We start from the raw sequence: 14,314 nt of genomic DNA, 5'->3' as shown, positions 1-14,314 counted from the left end.
CTCAGCGTGGTTGGGTGGTCCTCGCCGAGTAGGCGGCGCAGCACCGTGGGGGTGTGGCCGAGATGTTCGCGGACGGTGCGGGTCAGGTGCGCCTGGTCGGCGAAACCGAGGTGCGCGGCCAGGTCGGCGAGGCCGGTTTCCCCATCGGTGAGCCGTTCGATGGCGTGGCCGACGCGTACCCGGTTGCGGTAGCGGGTCAGCGACAGGCCCATGTGCTGCGAGACGACCCGGCTCAGCCGATACGGCGAGACCTTCAGCAGTGTCGCCAGGGACCGCAGCCCGGCCGATTCCGGTGCGCCGTCGATGATCGCCGCACGGGCCGCTGCCGCCAGCGCCTGATCGGCGGGCCGCGGCCGGGGGCTCGGCCATCCGGCGGCGATCGCCACGAGCCGGACCAGCTCCTCGGTCAACGCGTAATCGATGTCGCCGCCTCGGGCGGCGGCGAGCACCCGGTGGTGCGCGAGCTCGATACGGGCATCGACGTACACCGCTCGCGGATTCGCGGCCCCTTCCCACAGGCCGGGCGCGATGGTCACCGCGGTGCAGACGTCGCCACCGGCCGGATGGGCGAACCGTTCCTCTTCACCCGGTGCGCCCAGGTAGCCGACTGTCTGGTCCAGGTCCGCGCGGTCGCCGTCGGACTGTCGCCGGAACCGGCCGCGGCGCACGAGCACGAGGCGGTGGTCGGCGCGGGCTTCCGGGGCCGAGAAGCCGGTGTGGTCGGAGTGACAGGTCACCGTGGTGACGGTGAACTCCGGCCGGGCGGCGAGGGTCGTTGTGGACAGCACCTGCGGACCGTACGCCGGGGGTACGACGAAAACTGCCACGCAAAGATCTTCAAGACGCGCGGGCAGTTCGGCACGGATGCTGGACGGGCAACCGACCACATCAGGAGACCACGACATGACCGTCCACGCGGAACTCGCCGCGATCATCATCGACTGCGCTGCGCCGAAGGCTATGGCGGAGTTCTACCGCCACGTCACCGGCTGGGAAATCACCCATATCGACGACGATTCGGCCTACCTGGGCGGGGGCCCGATCCAGCTCGCTTTCCAGCGGATCGATGGCTACCGGGGCCCCGGCTGGCCCGACGCCGGTAAGCACGCCCACCTAGACTTCACCGTCGCCGATGTGGAGAGCGCGACCGGGCGGCTGCTCGCCCTCGGCGCGACCGTACCCGAGTTCCAGCCGGGGCAGGGGCAGTGGACGGTTCTCGCCGATCCCGAAGGACACCTTTTCTGCATCGCCGCGGCCTGACCGAGGGGGACTCATGGCATCCATTCACAAGGAATTCGACGTTTTCGCAACCCCCGAGCAGGTATGGGAGGTGCTCAGCGATTTCGGCGCCGTGCACGAGCGCCTCGCACCGGGTTTCGTCACCGATACACGGCTCGACGCGGACACCCGCACCGTCACCTTCGCAGACGGCACCGTCGTCGCCGAACGGCTCGTCGACCTCGATCCGGTGCGCCGCCGGGTCGCGTACTCCGTCGTCGGAGGCAGCCTGCACCCCTCCCATCACCACGCCTCGATGCAGGCGCTGCCCGGCAAGGACGGAACGACCCTGTTCGTATGGCACACCGACGTCCTACCCGAGACTCTCGCCGCGCCGATGGCCGAGTTCGTCGAGCAGGGATCGGCTGCCATCCGCCGGGCACTGGAGACAGCGGGATCCCGGGACAGCCCAGGCGCGCCCGGCGCTCAACGAGCAGGCTGAGTGGCCGCGGGCCGCCGCCGACGGTCGTCCGGATTCTCCGCTCGGTCCCGCGGCCGCTCGGCCAGGGTGGTTACGGCCGCCGCGGCCGTGGCCACCGCGGCGAAAGCGGTCAGCCCGGGCCAGCCGAACCAGCCGACGGCGGCGGCGCCGAAAGCGGTGCCCAGGCTGCCCCCGATGAAGTACACGGACATATAGGCACTGTTGAAGCGGGCGGGCGCGGACGTGTCGATGGCCAGAACCGTGCTCTGGTTGGCCACTTGGGCCGCGAACAGTCCGGCATCGAAGAGACCGAGACAGGTCAGCGTCACCGCGGTGTTCGAGAGTGCGACGCCCAGAACGACCGCCGGGACCAGGGCGAGCGCGAGTCCCACCAGAATCACCCTCCGCGGCCCGACCCGATCGGTCCATCCGCCGGCGATCCGGGTGGCGAGGACGCCGGCAAGTCCGGCGCAGGCGTACAGGCCGATCCGTTCGGGCGAATACGAGTACGGAGGCTGCGACAGCGCCACCGCCAGGCCCGCCCAGATCGCACAGAAGGCGAAGAACCACAGCGCTCCCCGCGCCGCCGCCCAGCGCAGTGCCGCGAAGCGGGCGAAGAGCCGGGGAATTCCACGCACCGTATCCAGATACCCGGTATACGTGCGGCCCCGTGCTGCGGGCAGGGTGGACCAGGACACCGCCGCGACCGCGACACATGGCACAGCGAATACGAGTAGCATTGCGCGCCAACCGATCGCATCGGTGAGCCAGCCGCCGCCGATGCGCCCGGCGAGGATTCCGGCCGAAATGCCCGCGGTCACGATCCCCAGGACCGTGGCCCGCCGACGAGGCTGCGCGAAACGCCCGGCCACCGAACTCAGCTGAGCGCCGACCGCCGACCCCGCCCCGACCACACCCATGACGACTCCGAGGACCCAGGGGGAACCCACCACCGCGCCGCCGGCGCAGGCAACCGCCAGCGCCGCGAACTGCGCCGAGACCACGGCCCGGGGTGCGAACCGGTCGGCCAGCGGCACCAGCAGAACCAACCCCGTCAGATAGCCGACCGGCCCGCACGCCAACGCGGCGCCGATCACCGCCGCAGAGGTGCGCAGCGACCCGGCGACCTCGGCGACAGCCGGTTGCAAGACATAGACACTCGCGGTTCCGAGCGCCGCCGCAAGCGCCATGAACCACACGACAGGCACGCGCAACTCGGCATTCCCTGCCTCCGGAATCTGTTCGCTTTCCATCGCACCGACAGTAGGAATCCCGAGTTCACGGTTCCGGCGGAAAAAAGACGACACCGTCCCTCCTCGTCCGCGAATGTATTCGCGATACCGCGCTGCGCGACGCGGTCGGGAGATCGCCCATGGTCCGGCTGGTACGAGCCGGGGGAATCCGGGCGCGCGCAACGCGGTGGATGCGCTTCCGTCCGAGAAGCACTCACTTACCCTGCGGTTGCGCTGATGGACGATCGCCGGAGGAACGCGGCTCCTAGCAGCGACAAGCCGGGGGCGAGGCGGACCACGGGGTCCATTTCTATTTGACAAGCGTCGCTAGATCTAGTAGCACTAGTTTGTCGAGCAGTGCTACAGTCGATCTATGACGACCCAGACGCGACGAGAACGGGAACGCGCCGAACGGCACCGGCTGATCATCGACACCGCTCGGGAACTGGCCGAGTCGCAGGGCTGGGACGCGGTGACCGTGCGCAGACTGGCGGAACGGATCGAATACAGCCAGCCTGTGCTGTATTCGCACTTCGCGGGCAAGGACGAGATCGTCACGGCGGTCGCCGAGGAAGGCATCGCGGAGATGGCCGCGTGGAGCCGCGCGGCGTTGGAGTCCGCAGGCGGCGAGCCGCGCGCGGCGTTGGCGGCGGTGGCGCGGTCCTACCTCGACTTCGCGACCACGCGGCCCGCGCTCTACGACGCGATGTTCCTGATGAAGGTGAACCTCGCGTTCGGCGAGAATGCCTCGCAGCCACTGCGGGACGCGTTCGCCGTCATGTTCGCCGCCTTCTCACCGTTCGCGGGCGAGCACGATCCGGAGACCTTCACCGAGGTCGGGTGGAGCGCCCTGCACGGCCTGGCGACCCTGGACCGCGGCGGACGTCTGCGGCCGACTCAGCGGGACGCCCGCCTCGCGGTGTTGCTCGACCAGTGGACCCGGTAGACCGCCGCCGAGTTCGGTCTCCGCGACCCGGCCGATGAGCCCGGCGCCACCAGGGGAACCGGCAGGCCGAAGATCCGCCGGCGTTCGGTGACCGACTTGCCGGCGACAGCGTCCGCTTGGCCGGAAAAAGCATCGGTAGCTTGCCGATCCCACCGTGGCGACCCCTTCCTAGCAAGGCTAGACAAGATAGCAACCCACTGCTATCGTTGCTCTAGTTTCTAACGTTGCTAGATTTTGGAAGGGAAGCCGAAATGCTCATTGTTACCGGCCAGATCATTGCCGCCGCCGCCGTCCTCTCCAATGCCATCGTCTATGGCACCGACGTCAGCGTGGCCGTGATCACCCGCTCCGTGTACCGCAAACTCGATGATGCGGCCGTGACCGTGAGCGCGGGTTGGGGTCACTACTACGGCGATAAGCGCATGCCGGTTGTCGGTGTGGTCGGCGTGGTCACCGCTGTACTCACGCTGCTGATCGCGCTGCTGGCCGGGCAGATCGGCGCCGCTGTCGCGGCGGGGATCACCGTGGCGGCACTGCTCACCTGGCTCGCCTTCTACGTCCGCGTCGCCAAGCCGATCAATTCCCAGCAGACCGCCGCTGCGCAGAGCGGCATCATTCCGGCCAATGCCCGTGCGCTGCAGGACAAGTGGGACAGCATCCTGAAGTACCGGGTCACTCTGCAGTTCATCGCCATTGCCGGACTGTGCGCCGCGCTGATTCTGTTCTGATCTGAGAGCACTGGGCAGGCGGTGTCGCACCTGCGTAGGTCGTCGGTGCACCGCGATGTGGCGGTCCCGCTGGACCGCCGACGCGGCAAGCGACAGCTTGCGCTTCCCGCGCCCGACAACTTCCGGCTGATCGCCGGAGAACATCCGAGATCGAATTCACCGAGGAGTATCTGACATGACCTTCACCAGCAATGAACTGCAGTTTCTCACGGAGGCCGGGATCGGTCGGCTGGCCACGGTGTCGCCCGACGGCGTTGTGCAGAACAACCCGACCAGCTATCGGGTGAACGCCGACGGCACGATCGACATCGGAGGCATGCGGATGCGTGCCAGTCGCAAGTACCGCAATGTCGAGGCGGGTAGCCGGGTGTCGTTCGTCATCGACCAGCAGGTCTCCGTGGAGCCATACGTGATTCGCGGCATCGAGGTACGCGGCACGGCCGAGGCACTCGACGACGTGGAGCCACCGTTCCCACCCCAGGAACGCGCGGTCATCCGCATCCACCCCGAACGGATCATCTCCTGGGGCATCGACGGCGGATCCTTCGACTTCATCAGTCGCGCCGCCGAGCAATGAAGCGTCGTGGGCGATCCCACATGAAAGACCGTCCCCAGCCGTCTGGTAGTCAGCGGAAAGTACCGCGTCAGCGACGAACAGCGGCACCCCGTCCTGCAGCTTCCAGGAGATGCCGGCGTGAGACAGGGGACCCAGGCGCTTGCCTGCCAGGTGTGGACCGCACTGCCGCAGTAGGCCCGCAGCAGTTCGGGGTCCGCATCGGGCCTTTCGTGAACAAAGGGTGAAGCCCCGGCGCAACAGCCAATCAAGACGGCGTCCGGGCTGCCAGGCGTTCTTGTCCCAGAGGTAGGCGGTGACGGGTGGTCGTTGCGGGTGTGGAACAGCAGTGCATCGCCGGGGCGAACCAGATCCAGCCGCGCCACGGTAAACCTCCCGTTGCCGGAAGACACGTCACCTTGAGATGCGGGGATAACGCCAGGCCCGTTCCAACGTAGCGGAACCGCCATTGACCTGGCTTTTCCTGGAGCCGCCTGGGGGAATCGAACCCCCGACCTTTTCATTACGAGTGAAGCGCTCTACCGACTGAGCTAAGGCGGCGTGCCTTTCGGCCAGGGAAGTCTATCGTCTCGCAGCCGGATCGCGAAAACGGGTGGTCACGGTCACTGGGCGCGGGCCGCGATGAGGGCGGCGGCCATGGCGGCGAGAGCGAAACGGGGTTTGACGTTCAGGTCGAGCGCCGTGCGGCAGGCGAGAACGGCCTCGATGGATTGCAGCAGGCCTTCGGGACGCATGCGGTCGGCCAGGTCGTGGATCTCGTCGGACAGATCGGGGTGGGTGAGCGCGACGCCGGAGCCGAGCCGGGTGGCCCCGAATCGGACGGCCAGTGCGTCGCGGTAGACGCCCGCCACGTCGATCAAGGCGCGGTCGAGGGCGTCGCGGCCGGTACGGGTCGCGCGGGACTTCTGCCGTCGCTCCAGATCCTTGAGCACGCCGGCGGAGCCGCGGGTGGCGCTCGCCGCGCCTTTGCCGGTGCCGCCCGCACCCAGCGCGGTCGCGAGTTCCTCGCGCTCGCGTTCGTCGCGGGCCGCACTCATCTGCTTGGCCTCGTCGTCGGCCGCGCGCACCAGCTCGTCGGCGGCGGCATAGGCCGCGCCGGGCTTGCCGACGGCGGTGACCAAGGCCAGCGCGCGCTGACGGCGTGCACGCGCTTCCGCGTCGGTCGCGAGCCTGCGGGCTCGGCCGACATGTCCGCCGCTGATGGAAGCGGCCCAGGTCGCGGTCTTCTCGTCGAGATTGTCGCGTTCGTGCAGCACCCGTGCGATGGCAGGGACCGATGGCGTCACCAGGTGCACGTGCCTGCAGCGGGAGCGCAACGTGATCGAGATGTCCTCGGGATCCACCGAAGGGGCGCAGAGCAGGAACACCGTCCGGTCCGGCGGCTCCTCGACGACCTTGAGCAGCACGTTGCCTGCCGCCTCGGTCAACCGGTCGGCATCCTCGACGACCACCACCTGCCAGCGCCCGGTGCTCGGCCTACGCGAGGCCACCTGCACGATCTCGCGCATCTCCTTGGTGCTGATGCTCAGGCCCTCCGGCACCACGCGGCGCACGTCGCCATGCGTACCCGCCATGGTGGTGGTGCAGGCATGACACCTCCCGCACCCAGGCGTGCCCAGGTCGGTGCACTGCAACGCCGCCGCGAAACACAGTGCCGCGACGGATCTGCCCGACCCCGGCGGGCCGGTGAACAACCAGGAATGCGTCATCGCGCCCTCGACCGCGCCCCCGCGCGCCGCGACGGCGGCAGCCGTCAGCTCGGACTCGACCGCCTCCTGGCCGACCAACCGATCGAAGACTCCCGCCACGGCGTACACCCTATCGGCCCGTCCCGACAGTTTCGGGCCCACGCCGGACGGTCCTACCCAGAACGGCAATGTGCGTACGCCCCGCACCCCGGGTCCCGGATACCGACAGCCGTGCGGCTCCGCCGGAATCCAGTCTCGATGAGATCCGCGTATCGAGGTGCGCCCCCATCTCGTGTCGGCAGCGAGCCGAGGTGTGCTCCAGACCCGGAGCGGCCGTCGACGCGGGGAGCCGTCGTCTGTCCCCGCCCGCCGTTCGGTGAACCGAAACCGATCGCTACTCGGATCGGCTCCCGGCGAGACCGGCCGCGCGAGCAGGCGGGACAGCGGAGCGCCCGCCCGAAGAGCATTTCGCGGTCGGTGACGCGCTGGACAGCGCCTTCGACACCGCTCGTCGCCCGATCTCCCGGCCGGTCCGGCAAGCCGACCTGCCCCCACGACAACCCTGGTCGAGCTAAGACGCCCGCTGCCGCGTGCTGTTCGCCCCGTCCAACGCCTCGCGGATGATGTCGGCGTGCCCGGAGTGATGCGCGATCTCCCGCAGGATGTGCAGCACGGTGGTGCGCACCGACTGCCATACCCGCTCCGGGGCCCACGGCGCCGTCGGAGTCGGGATCGAGGTGTCGAGGCTGTCCACCGTGCGGATCAGCTCGGCTGTCGCGGCGGCGACCTCGTCCCAGGTGGACAGCAGGCCGGCCACGGTCTCCTCCGCCGCCATGACGTACTCTCCGGCGAACTTCGAGACGTCCAGTTCCGCGTGCTCGTCCCGCTGCACGATCACCGACGTCCAGTGCCGTTCGCAGCTGACCAGGTGGTGCAGCAGCCCACCGAGGGTCAGTTCACTCACCGTGGTCCGCCGCCGCGCCTGTTCGTCGTCGATGCCGCGCAGCGTGATACGGAAAATCGCACGCTGGTCGGCGAGCATCGCGACGAGATCCTCGCGCTCCTGTTCAGTACTCATGGCGCTCAGGCTACGGCCGTCACCACGAGCGAGAACTCACGACTTCCCGACGCCGGTCTTCTTCGCCGCCGTCTTCTGCGCCGCGGTCTTCTTGGCCACCGTCTTGGCCGTGGTCGCCTTCTTGGCGGCGGTCTTCTTGGCCGCGGTCTTCTTGGCGGGCGCCTTCTTCGCCGCGGCCTTCTTCGCGGTCTTCTTCACCGGTCCGCGTGCCCGCCGGTCGGCGAGCAGTTCCATGGCCCGCTCCGGGGTGATCGATTCGATCTCGTCGCCCTTACGCAGCGTCGCGTTGGTCTCGCCGTCGGTGACATACGGGCCGAAGCGGCCGTCCTTGATCACCATCGGCTTGCCCGAGGCCGAGTCGTTGCCGAGTTCCCGCAGCGGCGCGGCGCTGGAAGCCTGCCGCCCACGACGTTTGGGCTCCGCGTAGATCTTCAGCGCCTCTTCGAGCGTGACGGTGAAGATCTGGTCCTCGGTGTTGAGCGACCGCGAGTCGGTGCCCTTCTTCAGGTATGGCCCGTAGCGTCCGTTCTGGGCGGTGATCTCCTCGCCGCCGGCCGGGTCGGTACCGACCACGCGCGGCAACGACAGCAGCTTCAGCGCATCGTCCAGCGTGATGGTGGCCAGATCCATGGACTTGAACAGCGAACCGGTGCGCGGCTTCGGCGCCGCGGCCTTCTTCGCGGTCTTCTTGCCCGGTTCCTGCCCATCGGCGGCCTGCGGTTCGGGCAGGATCTCGGTGACGTACGGGCCGAAACGCCCTTCCTTGGCGACGATTTCGTGCCCCGTCTCGGGATCGACGCCGAGCGAGCGGCCCTCCTGTGGGGTCGCGAACAGCTTCTCGGCGACCTCGGGAGTCAGCTCGTCCGGCGGCAGATCGTCCGGGAGATTGGCCCGCTGGGACACCGAGTTGCCCTCGGGGTCATCGGGATCGGCGACCATTCGCTCCAGGTACGGCCCGTACTTGCCGACCCGGACGACGACGTCGCGCCCGGCGGCGTCATTGAACAGCTTGATGGAGTTGATCTCGCGCGCATCGATGTCGTCGAGCCGCTCCCCGACCATCTTCTTCAGACCGCCGGAGCGTGCGACCGACCCTTCCACGCCGTGATCGCCGCCGAAGTAGAAGCTGGACAACCAGTTTCCGCGCTGCTCGCGTCCACCGGCGATGGCGTCGAGGTCGTCCTCCATGGCAGCGGTGAAGTCGAAATCGACCAGTCGGCCGAAATGCTCCTCCAGCAAGCCGATCACGGCGAACGCCACCCACGACGGCACCAGCGCGCTGCCGCGCTTGTAGACGTAGCCACGGTCGAGGATCGTCTTGATGATCGAGGAATACGTAGACGGACGGCCGATGCCGAGCTCTTCGAGCGTCTTGATCAGCGATGCCTCGGTGTAGCGCGCGGGCGGATTGGTGCTGTGCCCATCGGGATTCAGCTCGACCGCGGTGACCGCCTGACCCTCCTCCAGCGCGGGGAGCCTGGACTCGGCATCGTCGGACTGTCCGCCCGCCTCCTCGTCGACGCTCTCCACATAGGCCTTCAGGAAGCCGGGGAACGTGATGGTGCGCCCGGAAGCGGAGAACACGCACTCCTCGCCGGTGCCCGCGACGCCGGTGATGCGCAGCGTCAGCGTGGTGCCCCTGGCGTCGGCCATCTGAGAGGCGACGGTGCGCTGCCAGATGAGTTCGTAGAGCCGGAACTCGTCGTTGTCCAATCGCGCGTGCAGTTCGCCGGGCGTGGCGAAGGTGTCGCCCGCCGGACGGATCGCCTCGTGCGCCTCCTGGGCGTTCTTCACCTTGCGGTTGTACTGCCGCGCGGTCGGGTGCACGAACTGCGAGCCGTAGAGCTGGGTCGCCTGCGCCCGCGCCGCCGCGATCGCCGACTCCGACAGGGTCGTCGAGTCGGTACGCATATAGGTGATGTAGCCGTTCTCGTACAGCCGCTGAGCGACCCGCATGGTCCGCTCGGAGGTGAAACGGAGTTTGCGGCCCGCTTCCTGCTGCAGCGTCGAGGTCATGAACGGCGGATAGGGCTTGCGGGTGTACGGCTTGGCCTCCGCCGAGGAGACCACCAGATCGGCGCCGTCCAGCGATTCGGCCAGCCGACGCGCATAACCCTCGTCCAGCACGACGACGCCGCCCGCGGCCTTGAGCTGGCCGTCCGAGCCGAAATCGCGCCCGGTGGCGACCCGCGCGCCGTCGACGGTGACCAACCGTGCGCCGAAAGTCCTCGGGTTGGTGGCGTCGCTCTCCTCGCCGTTGCCCGCGTCGAGCTTCGCGGCGATGTCCCAGTACTCGGCCGAACGGAACGACATCCGCTCGCGCTCGCGCCGCACGATCACCCGGGTGGCCACCGACTGCACGCGGCCCGCCGACAACCGCGGCATGACCTTCTTCCACAGGACGGGGCTGACCTCGTAGCCGTAGAGGCGGTCCAGGATACGGCGGGTTTCCTGGGCGTCCACCAGATCGTTGTCGAGGTCGCGGGTGTCCGCGGCGGCGGCCTGGATGGCGGGTTCGGTGATCTCGTGGAACACCATCCGCCGGACCGGCACCTTGGGTTTGAGCGTTTCCAGCAGGTGCCAGGCGATCGCCTCGCCCTCGCGGTCGGGGTCGGTGGCCAGGTAGAGCTCGTCGGCGTCCTTCAGGAGGCTCTTGAGCTCGGTGACCTTGGCCTTCTTGTCCGGGCTCACGACGTAGATGGGTTCGAAGTCGTTGTCCACGTCCACGCCGAGACGCGCCCAGGACTGGCCCTTGTACTTGGCCGGGACGTCGGCCGCTCCCCGCGGCAGATCCCGGATATGACCGACCGACGCCTCGACCGTGTAGTTGCGACCCAGGTACGGCGCGATCTTACGGGCCTTGGTCGGGGACTCGACGATCACGAGACGACGCAGGGGACGGCCCTGGTCGGCTGCACCGCGGTCTCGTGTTGCCACCGGCGAATACACCTTTCCTGATCGACCCGCGCTGCGTATTTCCGCTGTGCGCGGCTTGGGGTGAGCGGCTGCGACGGCTGAACGTCGCACCAGACACGTTTATACCGTGACGCCGCGTGTGGTCGAGTGCTTGCGACTCGAACCACCGAGCGTACGCCCGTGAGTTCGAATCAGTATGCCTTGTCGTTTCGCCACACCTGCGCCGCGGCATGCTCGGCGGTACGTTCCGCCGGCTCACACGGGCCGTGACTACCCCAGATATAGCTCGTCCCTCACCCCGTTGCCGGTGGTGAGGGACGAGCTGTGGATCCTGCGCCGCTCAGCTGAGCGCACGCACTCCGGTGGCCTGCGGGCCCTTGGTGCCCTGGCCGACCTCGAACTCGACCTTCTGGTTCTCCTCGAGGGTGCGGAAACCCGAACCCTGAATCTCGGAGTAGTGGACGAAGACGTCAGCGGAGCCGTCCTCCGGCGCGATGAAGCCGAACCCCTTCTCCGCGTTGAACCACTTCACAGTTCCCTGTGCCATTCTGTTCCTTCTCTTTTCTTACCGGAACGGCGGACAACTGGGTTCGTCCACCGGGTCCGTTCCGACCGCTGTACTGTTGGTTCCCCCTGCAGGAAAGCACCAAGCACACCGTTCGCAACATCGATCCTGCTGACGGTTTGGACTTTGGATCCGTCCCTCGAACACAGAAGCTTGCGACCAGGAACCAGTGAACCATGTCTTCGGGCAATTCAACAGTCGAGTTACCGACAATTTGCAAAAAAGTTGATCTTGCGAATGCGCAGGTGAGGGACACAATGGCGGAATCCAGACTTGGGGTTCGTTTGCTTGGTGATAACCGAGTGGACGTTCGGCATACAAGCTGTGACCCAGGTCGCTATTTGGTATCGAAATGGCAGGTAGAGGTTCCCGGACGCACACGTTTCACACTTCCCGAGCGTGTTGCGGGGTTCCGGCCGTGAATCCACCGGACTCAGCGCTGCGTGGACGGCCTCGAACCGAGTCCGCCTACGGGACATCGTTGCTGAATCGTGTCCTAACCGGGGCGCCGGACGACGACCCCCGGCTGACCCATGTGGCCGAGCTGCCCGCGCGGCCCGCCGACCACTCGACCTGGCCCGCATGGGCATCCCCGGAAGTGGTTGCCGCATTGCGAGAAACGGGCATCGGCGCGCCGTGGAGCCATCAGGTGGAGACGGCGGAGCAGGCGTTCCACGGGCAGCACGTGGTGGTGAGCACCGGGACCGCCTCGGGCAAATCGCTCGGCTACCAGCTTCCGGTGCTCACCGCGCTGCAAGCCGATCCGAAGGCCACCGCACTGTATTTGTCGCCGACCAAGGCGCTCGGCGCCGATCAGCTGCGTGCGGTCGGCGCGCTCACCCATGAAGGCCCGCTGCGGGATATCCATCCGGCCACCTACGACGGCGATACGCCGGCCGAGATCCGGCAGTGGGTGCGCGCCAACGCGCGCTGGATCTTCACCAATCCGGACATGCTCCACCTGGGCATCCTTCGATCGCACCAGCGCTGGGCCCGCGTTCTGCGCAGGCTGCGGTACGTGGTGGTGGACGAATGCCACGCCTATCGGGGTGTTTTCGGTTCGCACGTGGCGCTGGTGCTGCGCAGGCTGCGGCGAATCGCCGCACGGTACGGCGCCGATCCCGTGTTCGTGCTCTGCTCGGCGACCACCGCCGAACCGGCGGCGGCCGCGTCGCGTCTGGTCGGCGCGCCCTGCACCGCGGTCACCAAGGACGGATCACCGCAGGGGCCGCGGACCGTCGCGCTCTGGGAGCCGCCCCTGCTCACCGCGATGACCGGCGAGAACGGCGCGCCGGTGCGCAGACCCGCCACCGCGGAGTCGGCGCGGATCATGGCGGATCTGGTGACCGAAGGCGCGCGGACCCTGACCTTCGTGCGGTCCCGGCGGGCTGCCGAGCTGACCGCGATGGACGCCAAAAGGTTATTGGCCGAGGTAGATCCGGATCTCGCCGCGCGCGTGGCGTCCTATCGAGCGGGATATCTCGCAGAGGATCGGCGTGATCTGGAAGCGGCACTGTCGGACGGATCGCTGCTCGGCGCGGCGACCACCAGCGCGTTGGAACTCGGAGTCGACATCGCGGGCCTGGACGCCGTGGTCATCTCGGGTTTTCCCGGAACGGTGGCGTCGTTCTGGCAGCAGGCGGGCCGGGCGGGACGACGCACCCAAGGTTCACTGGTGCTGCTGGTGGCGCGAGACGACCCGTTGGACACCTACCTGGTCCACCACCCCGCAGCGCTGCTGGAGAAACCGGTCGAGGCGACCATCACCGATCCGCGCAATCCCTACGTACTGGGTCCGCAATTGCTGTGCGCCGCGCTGGAGCTGCCGCTCACCGACGCCGAGGTGGACGAGCTCGACGCCCGCCCTGTGCTGGCCGAGCTGGCCGAGAAAGGGCTGATCAGGCGGCGCGGAACGGACGAACGCGCACGCTGGTACGTGACCGCCGAGACGCAGCCGCACGACGCGGTGGACGTCCGGGGCGGAATCGGCGCTCCGGTGGCCATCGTGGATGGCGAAACCGGCAGGCTGCTCGGCACCGCCGACGCGGGACGGGCCCGGGCGACACTGCACCCCGGCGCCGTTCACCTGCACCAAGGCGAGACCTACGTGGTCGACGAGCTGGATATGGCGGACGGCGTCGCTTTCGTGCACGCCGACGAGCCGGGGTGGACGACCAGCGCGCGTCAGGTGACCTCGATCGCCGTCGACGAGGTGACCGAACACCGCGCGCACGGTCACGTGACGGCCGGTCTGGCCCTGGTACGGGTTACCAGCCAGGTGATCGGCTACCTGCGCACGCTGGTCACCGGCGAAGTGCTCGATCTGGTCGAACTCGACCTGCCGCCGCAGACCCTGCCCACCAGGGCGGTCATGTACACCGTGACGCCGGAATTGCTGGCGCTGGCCGAAATCGAACCTCAGGACGTCCCTGGTGCGCTGCACGCGGCGGAGCACGCCGCGATCGGGCTGTTGCCCCTGGTGGCGACCTGCGACCGGTGGGATATCGGCGGTGTCTCCACCGCCGAGCATCCGGACACCGGGCTGCCCACCGTCTTCGTCTACGACGGCCAAGCCGGCGGGGCCGGGTTCGCCGAACGCGGATTCGCTCAACTACGACAGTGGCTTTCGGCGACCCTGGGGGCCATCGAGTCGTGTGGCTGCGCGGCCGGCTGCCCGTCCTGCGTCCAATCACCCAAGTGCGGCAACGGGAACCACCCGCTGGACAAGGCGGCTGCGGCGCGCCTGCTCACCGCCGTCCTGGCCGAGCTGACCGCTGGTGAAGACGCGCCGCTCGATTCGTGACGGCGCAGAGCCGGACATGTGACCAATTGTCGACCTAGCCAGCGCACACGCTGGGCGAGGCGGACGGCGCCTCAGTGGAATGACA

At 68.2% G+C, this 14,314-nt stretch carries 12 protein-coding genes and 1 tRNA gene; 6 read left to right on the top strand and 7 right to left on the bottom strand.

Annotation, left to right across the window (positions count from 1 at the left end; all coding sequences use genetic code 11):
- On the bottom strand, positions 1 to 788 hold a 788-nt coding region (locus NNI01S_RS32270), incomplete at its 3' end, for an AraC family transcriptional regulator (protein ID WP_063025234.1).
- Positions 789 to 903: 115 nt separating this feature from the next.
- On the opposite strand from NNI01S_RS32270, the gene NNI01S_RS32265 reads away from it, so the two are divergent.
- Both NNI01S_RS32265 and NNI01S_RS32260 read left to right on the top strand, forming a co-directional pair.
- Entirely contained in the window at positions 904 to 1,260 is a 357-nt protein-coding gene (locus NNI01S_RS32265) for a VOC family protein (RefSeq protein WP_063025224.1), read from the top strand.
- Positions 1,261 to 1,273: 13 nt separating this feature from the next.
- Positions 1,274 to 1,720: an SRPBCC family protein gene (locus NNI01S_RS32260; protein WP_063025222.1), complete on the top strand. Its 447-nt coding sequence runs from the start codon at positions 1,274 to 1,276 to the stop codon at positions 1,718 to 1,720.
- On the opposite strand, the gene NNI01S_RS32255 is transcribed toward NNI01S_RS32260, so the two are convergent.
- Positions 1,705 to 2,952, bottom strand: coding sequence for an MFS transporter (locus NNI01S_RS32255; RefSeq protein WP_063025220.1), 1,248 nt, complete (start codon positions 2,950 to 2,952; stop codon positions 1,705 to 1,707). The genes NNI01S_RS32260 and NNI01S_RS32255 overlap by 16 nt on opposite strands.
- A gap of 352 nt (positions 2,953 to 3,304) precedes the next feature.
- On the opposite strand from NNI01S_RS32255, the gene NNI01S_RS32250 reads away from it, so the two are divergent.
- The 3 genes from NNI01S_RS32250 (at position 3,305) to NNI01S_RS32240 (ending at position 5,182) form a co-directional block, all read left to right on the top strand.
- The gene (locus NNI01S_RS32250; RefSeq protein WP_063025218.1) at positions 3,305 to 3,877 is read left to right on the top strand and encodes a TetR/AcrR family transcriptional regulator; all 573 of its coding nucleotides are present in this window, start codon (positions 3,305 to 3,307) and stop codon (positions 3,875 to 3,877) included.
- Positions 3,878 to 4,128: 251 nt separating this feature from the next.
- Positions 4,129 to 4,605 carry a hypothetical protein gene (locus NNI01S_RS32245; protein WP_063025216.1) on the top strand — a complete coding sequence of 159 codons (477 nt, stop codon included), beginning with the start codon at positions 4,129 to 4,131 and terminating at the stop codon, positions 4,603 to 4,605.
- Between the two features lie 175 nt (positions 4,606 to 4,780).
- A complete protein-coding gene (locus NNI01S_RS32240) occupies positions 4,781 to 5,182 on the top strand; it encodes a PPOX class F420-dependent oxidoreductase (RefSeq protein WP_063025214.1) in 402 nt (133 codons plus the stop codon).
- A 461-nt stretch (positions 5,183 to 5,643) separates the two neighbouring features.
- Here NNI01S_RS32240 and NNI01S_RS32235 read toward each other — a convergent pair.
- From NNI01S_RS32235 to NNI01S_RS32215, 5 genes are all read right to left on the bottom strand, one after another.
- Positions 5,644 to 5,719 (bottom strand) — tRNA-Thr (locus NNI01S_RS32235).
- 62 nt (positions 5,720 to 5,781) lie between these two features.
- Positions 5,782 to 6,987 carry a DNA polymerase III subunit delta' gene (locus NNI01S_RS32230; protein WP_063025232.1) on the bottom strand — a complete coding sequence of 402 codons (1,206 nt, stop codon included), beginning with the start codon at positions 6,985 to 6,987 and terminating at the stop codon, positions 5,782 to 5,784.
- Positions 6,988 to 7,438: 451 nt separating this feature from the next.
- Positions 7,439 to 7,945 carry a mycothiol transferase gene (locus tag NNI01S_RS32225; RefSeq protein WP_063025212.1) on the bottom strand — a complete coding sequence of 169 codons (507 nt, stop codon included), beginning with the start codon at positions 7,943 to 7,945 and terminating at the stop codon, positions 7,439 to 7,441.
- A 36-nt stretch (positions 7,946 to 7,981) separates the two neighbouring features.
- Positions 7,982 to 10,828, bottom strand: a complete 2,847-nt coding sequence (gene topA, locus NNI01S_RS32220; protein ID WP_245676469.1) for a type I DNA topoisomerase — start codon at positions 10,826 to 10,828, stop codon at positions 7,982 to 7,984.
- 373 nt (positions 10,829 to 11,201) lie between these two features.
- On the bottom strand, positions 11,202 to 11,408 hold the full coding sequence (locus NNI01S_RS32215; protein ID WP_011206895.1) for a cold-shock protein: 207 nt from the start codon (positions 11,406 to 11,408) through the stop codon (positions 11,202 to 11,204).
- A gap of 436 nt (positions 11,409 to 11,844) precedes the next feature.
- Here NNI01S_RS32215 and NNI01S_RS32210 point away from each other — a divergent pair, with 436 nt between their 5' ends.
- Complete coding sequence (locus tag NNI01S_RS32210) at positions 11,845 to 14,229, top strand: DEAD/DEAH box helicase (protein WP_435825083.1); 2,385 nt, start codon at positions 11,845 to 11,847, stop codon at positions 14,227 to 14,229.
- The last annotated feature ends 85 nt before the right edge of the window (positions 14,230 to 14,314 follow it).

The organism is Nocardia niwae NBRC 108934 = DSM 45340 (assembly GCF_001613465.1).
GTDB classification, from domain to species: domain Bacteria; phylum Actinomycetota; class Actinomycetes; order Mycobacteriales; family Mycobacteriaceae; genus Nocardia; species Nocardia niwae.
The sequence above is the reverse complement of the archived record's forward strand: the minus strand, read 5'-3'. Positions and strand labels throughout refer to the sequence as shown.

Bases quoted from the DNA above. Each gene is read 5' to 3' on its own strand.
- NNI01S_RS32225 (WP_063025212.1), bottom strand. From the start codon at position 7,945: ATGAGTACTGAACAGGAGCGCGAGGATCTCGTCGCGATGCTCGCCGAC.
- NNI01S_RS32215 (WP_011206895.1), bottom strand. From the start codon at position 11,408: ATGGCACAGGGAACTGTGAAGTGGTTCAACGCGGAGAAGGGGTTCGGC.
- NNI01S_RS32250 (WP_063025218.1), top strand. From the start codon at position 3,305: ATGACGACCCAGACGCGACGAGAACGGGAACGCGCCGAACGGCACCGG.
- NNI01S_RS32240 (WP_063025214.1), top strand. From the start codon at position 4,781: ATGACCTTCACCAGCAATGAACTGCAGTTTCTCACGGAGGCCGGGATC.
- NNI01S_RS32245 (WP_063025216.1), top strand. From the start codon at position 4,129: ATGCTCATTGTTACCGGCCAGATCATTGCCGCCGCCGCCGTCCTCTCC.
- NNI01S_RS32255 (WP_063025220.1), bottom strand. From the start codon at position 2,952: ATGGAAAGCGAACAGATTCCGGAGGCAGGGAATGCCGAGTTGCGCGTG.
- NNI01S_RS32265 (WP_063025224.1), top strand. From the start codon at position 904: ATGACCGTCCACGCGGAACTCGCCGCGATCATCATCGACTGCGCTGCG.
- NNI01S_RS32260 (WP_063025222.1), top strand. From the start codon at position 1,274: ATGGCATCCATTCACAAGGAATTCGACGTTTTCGCAACCCCCGAGCAG.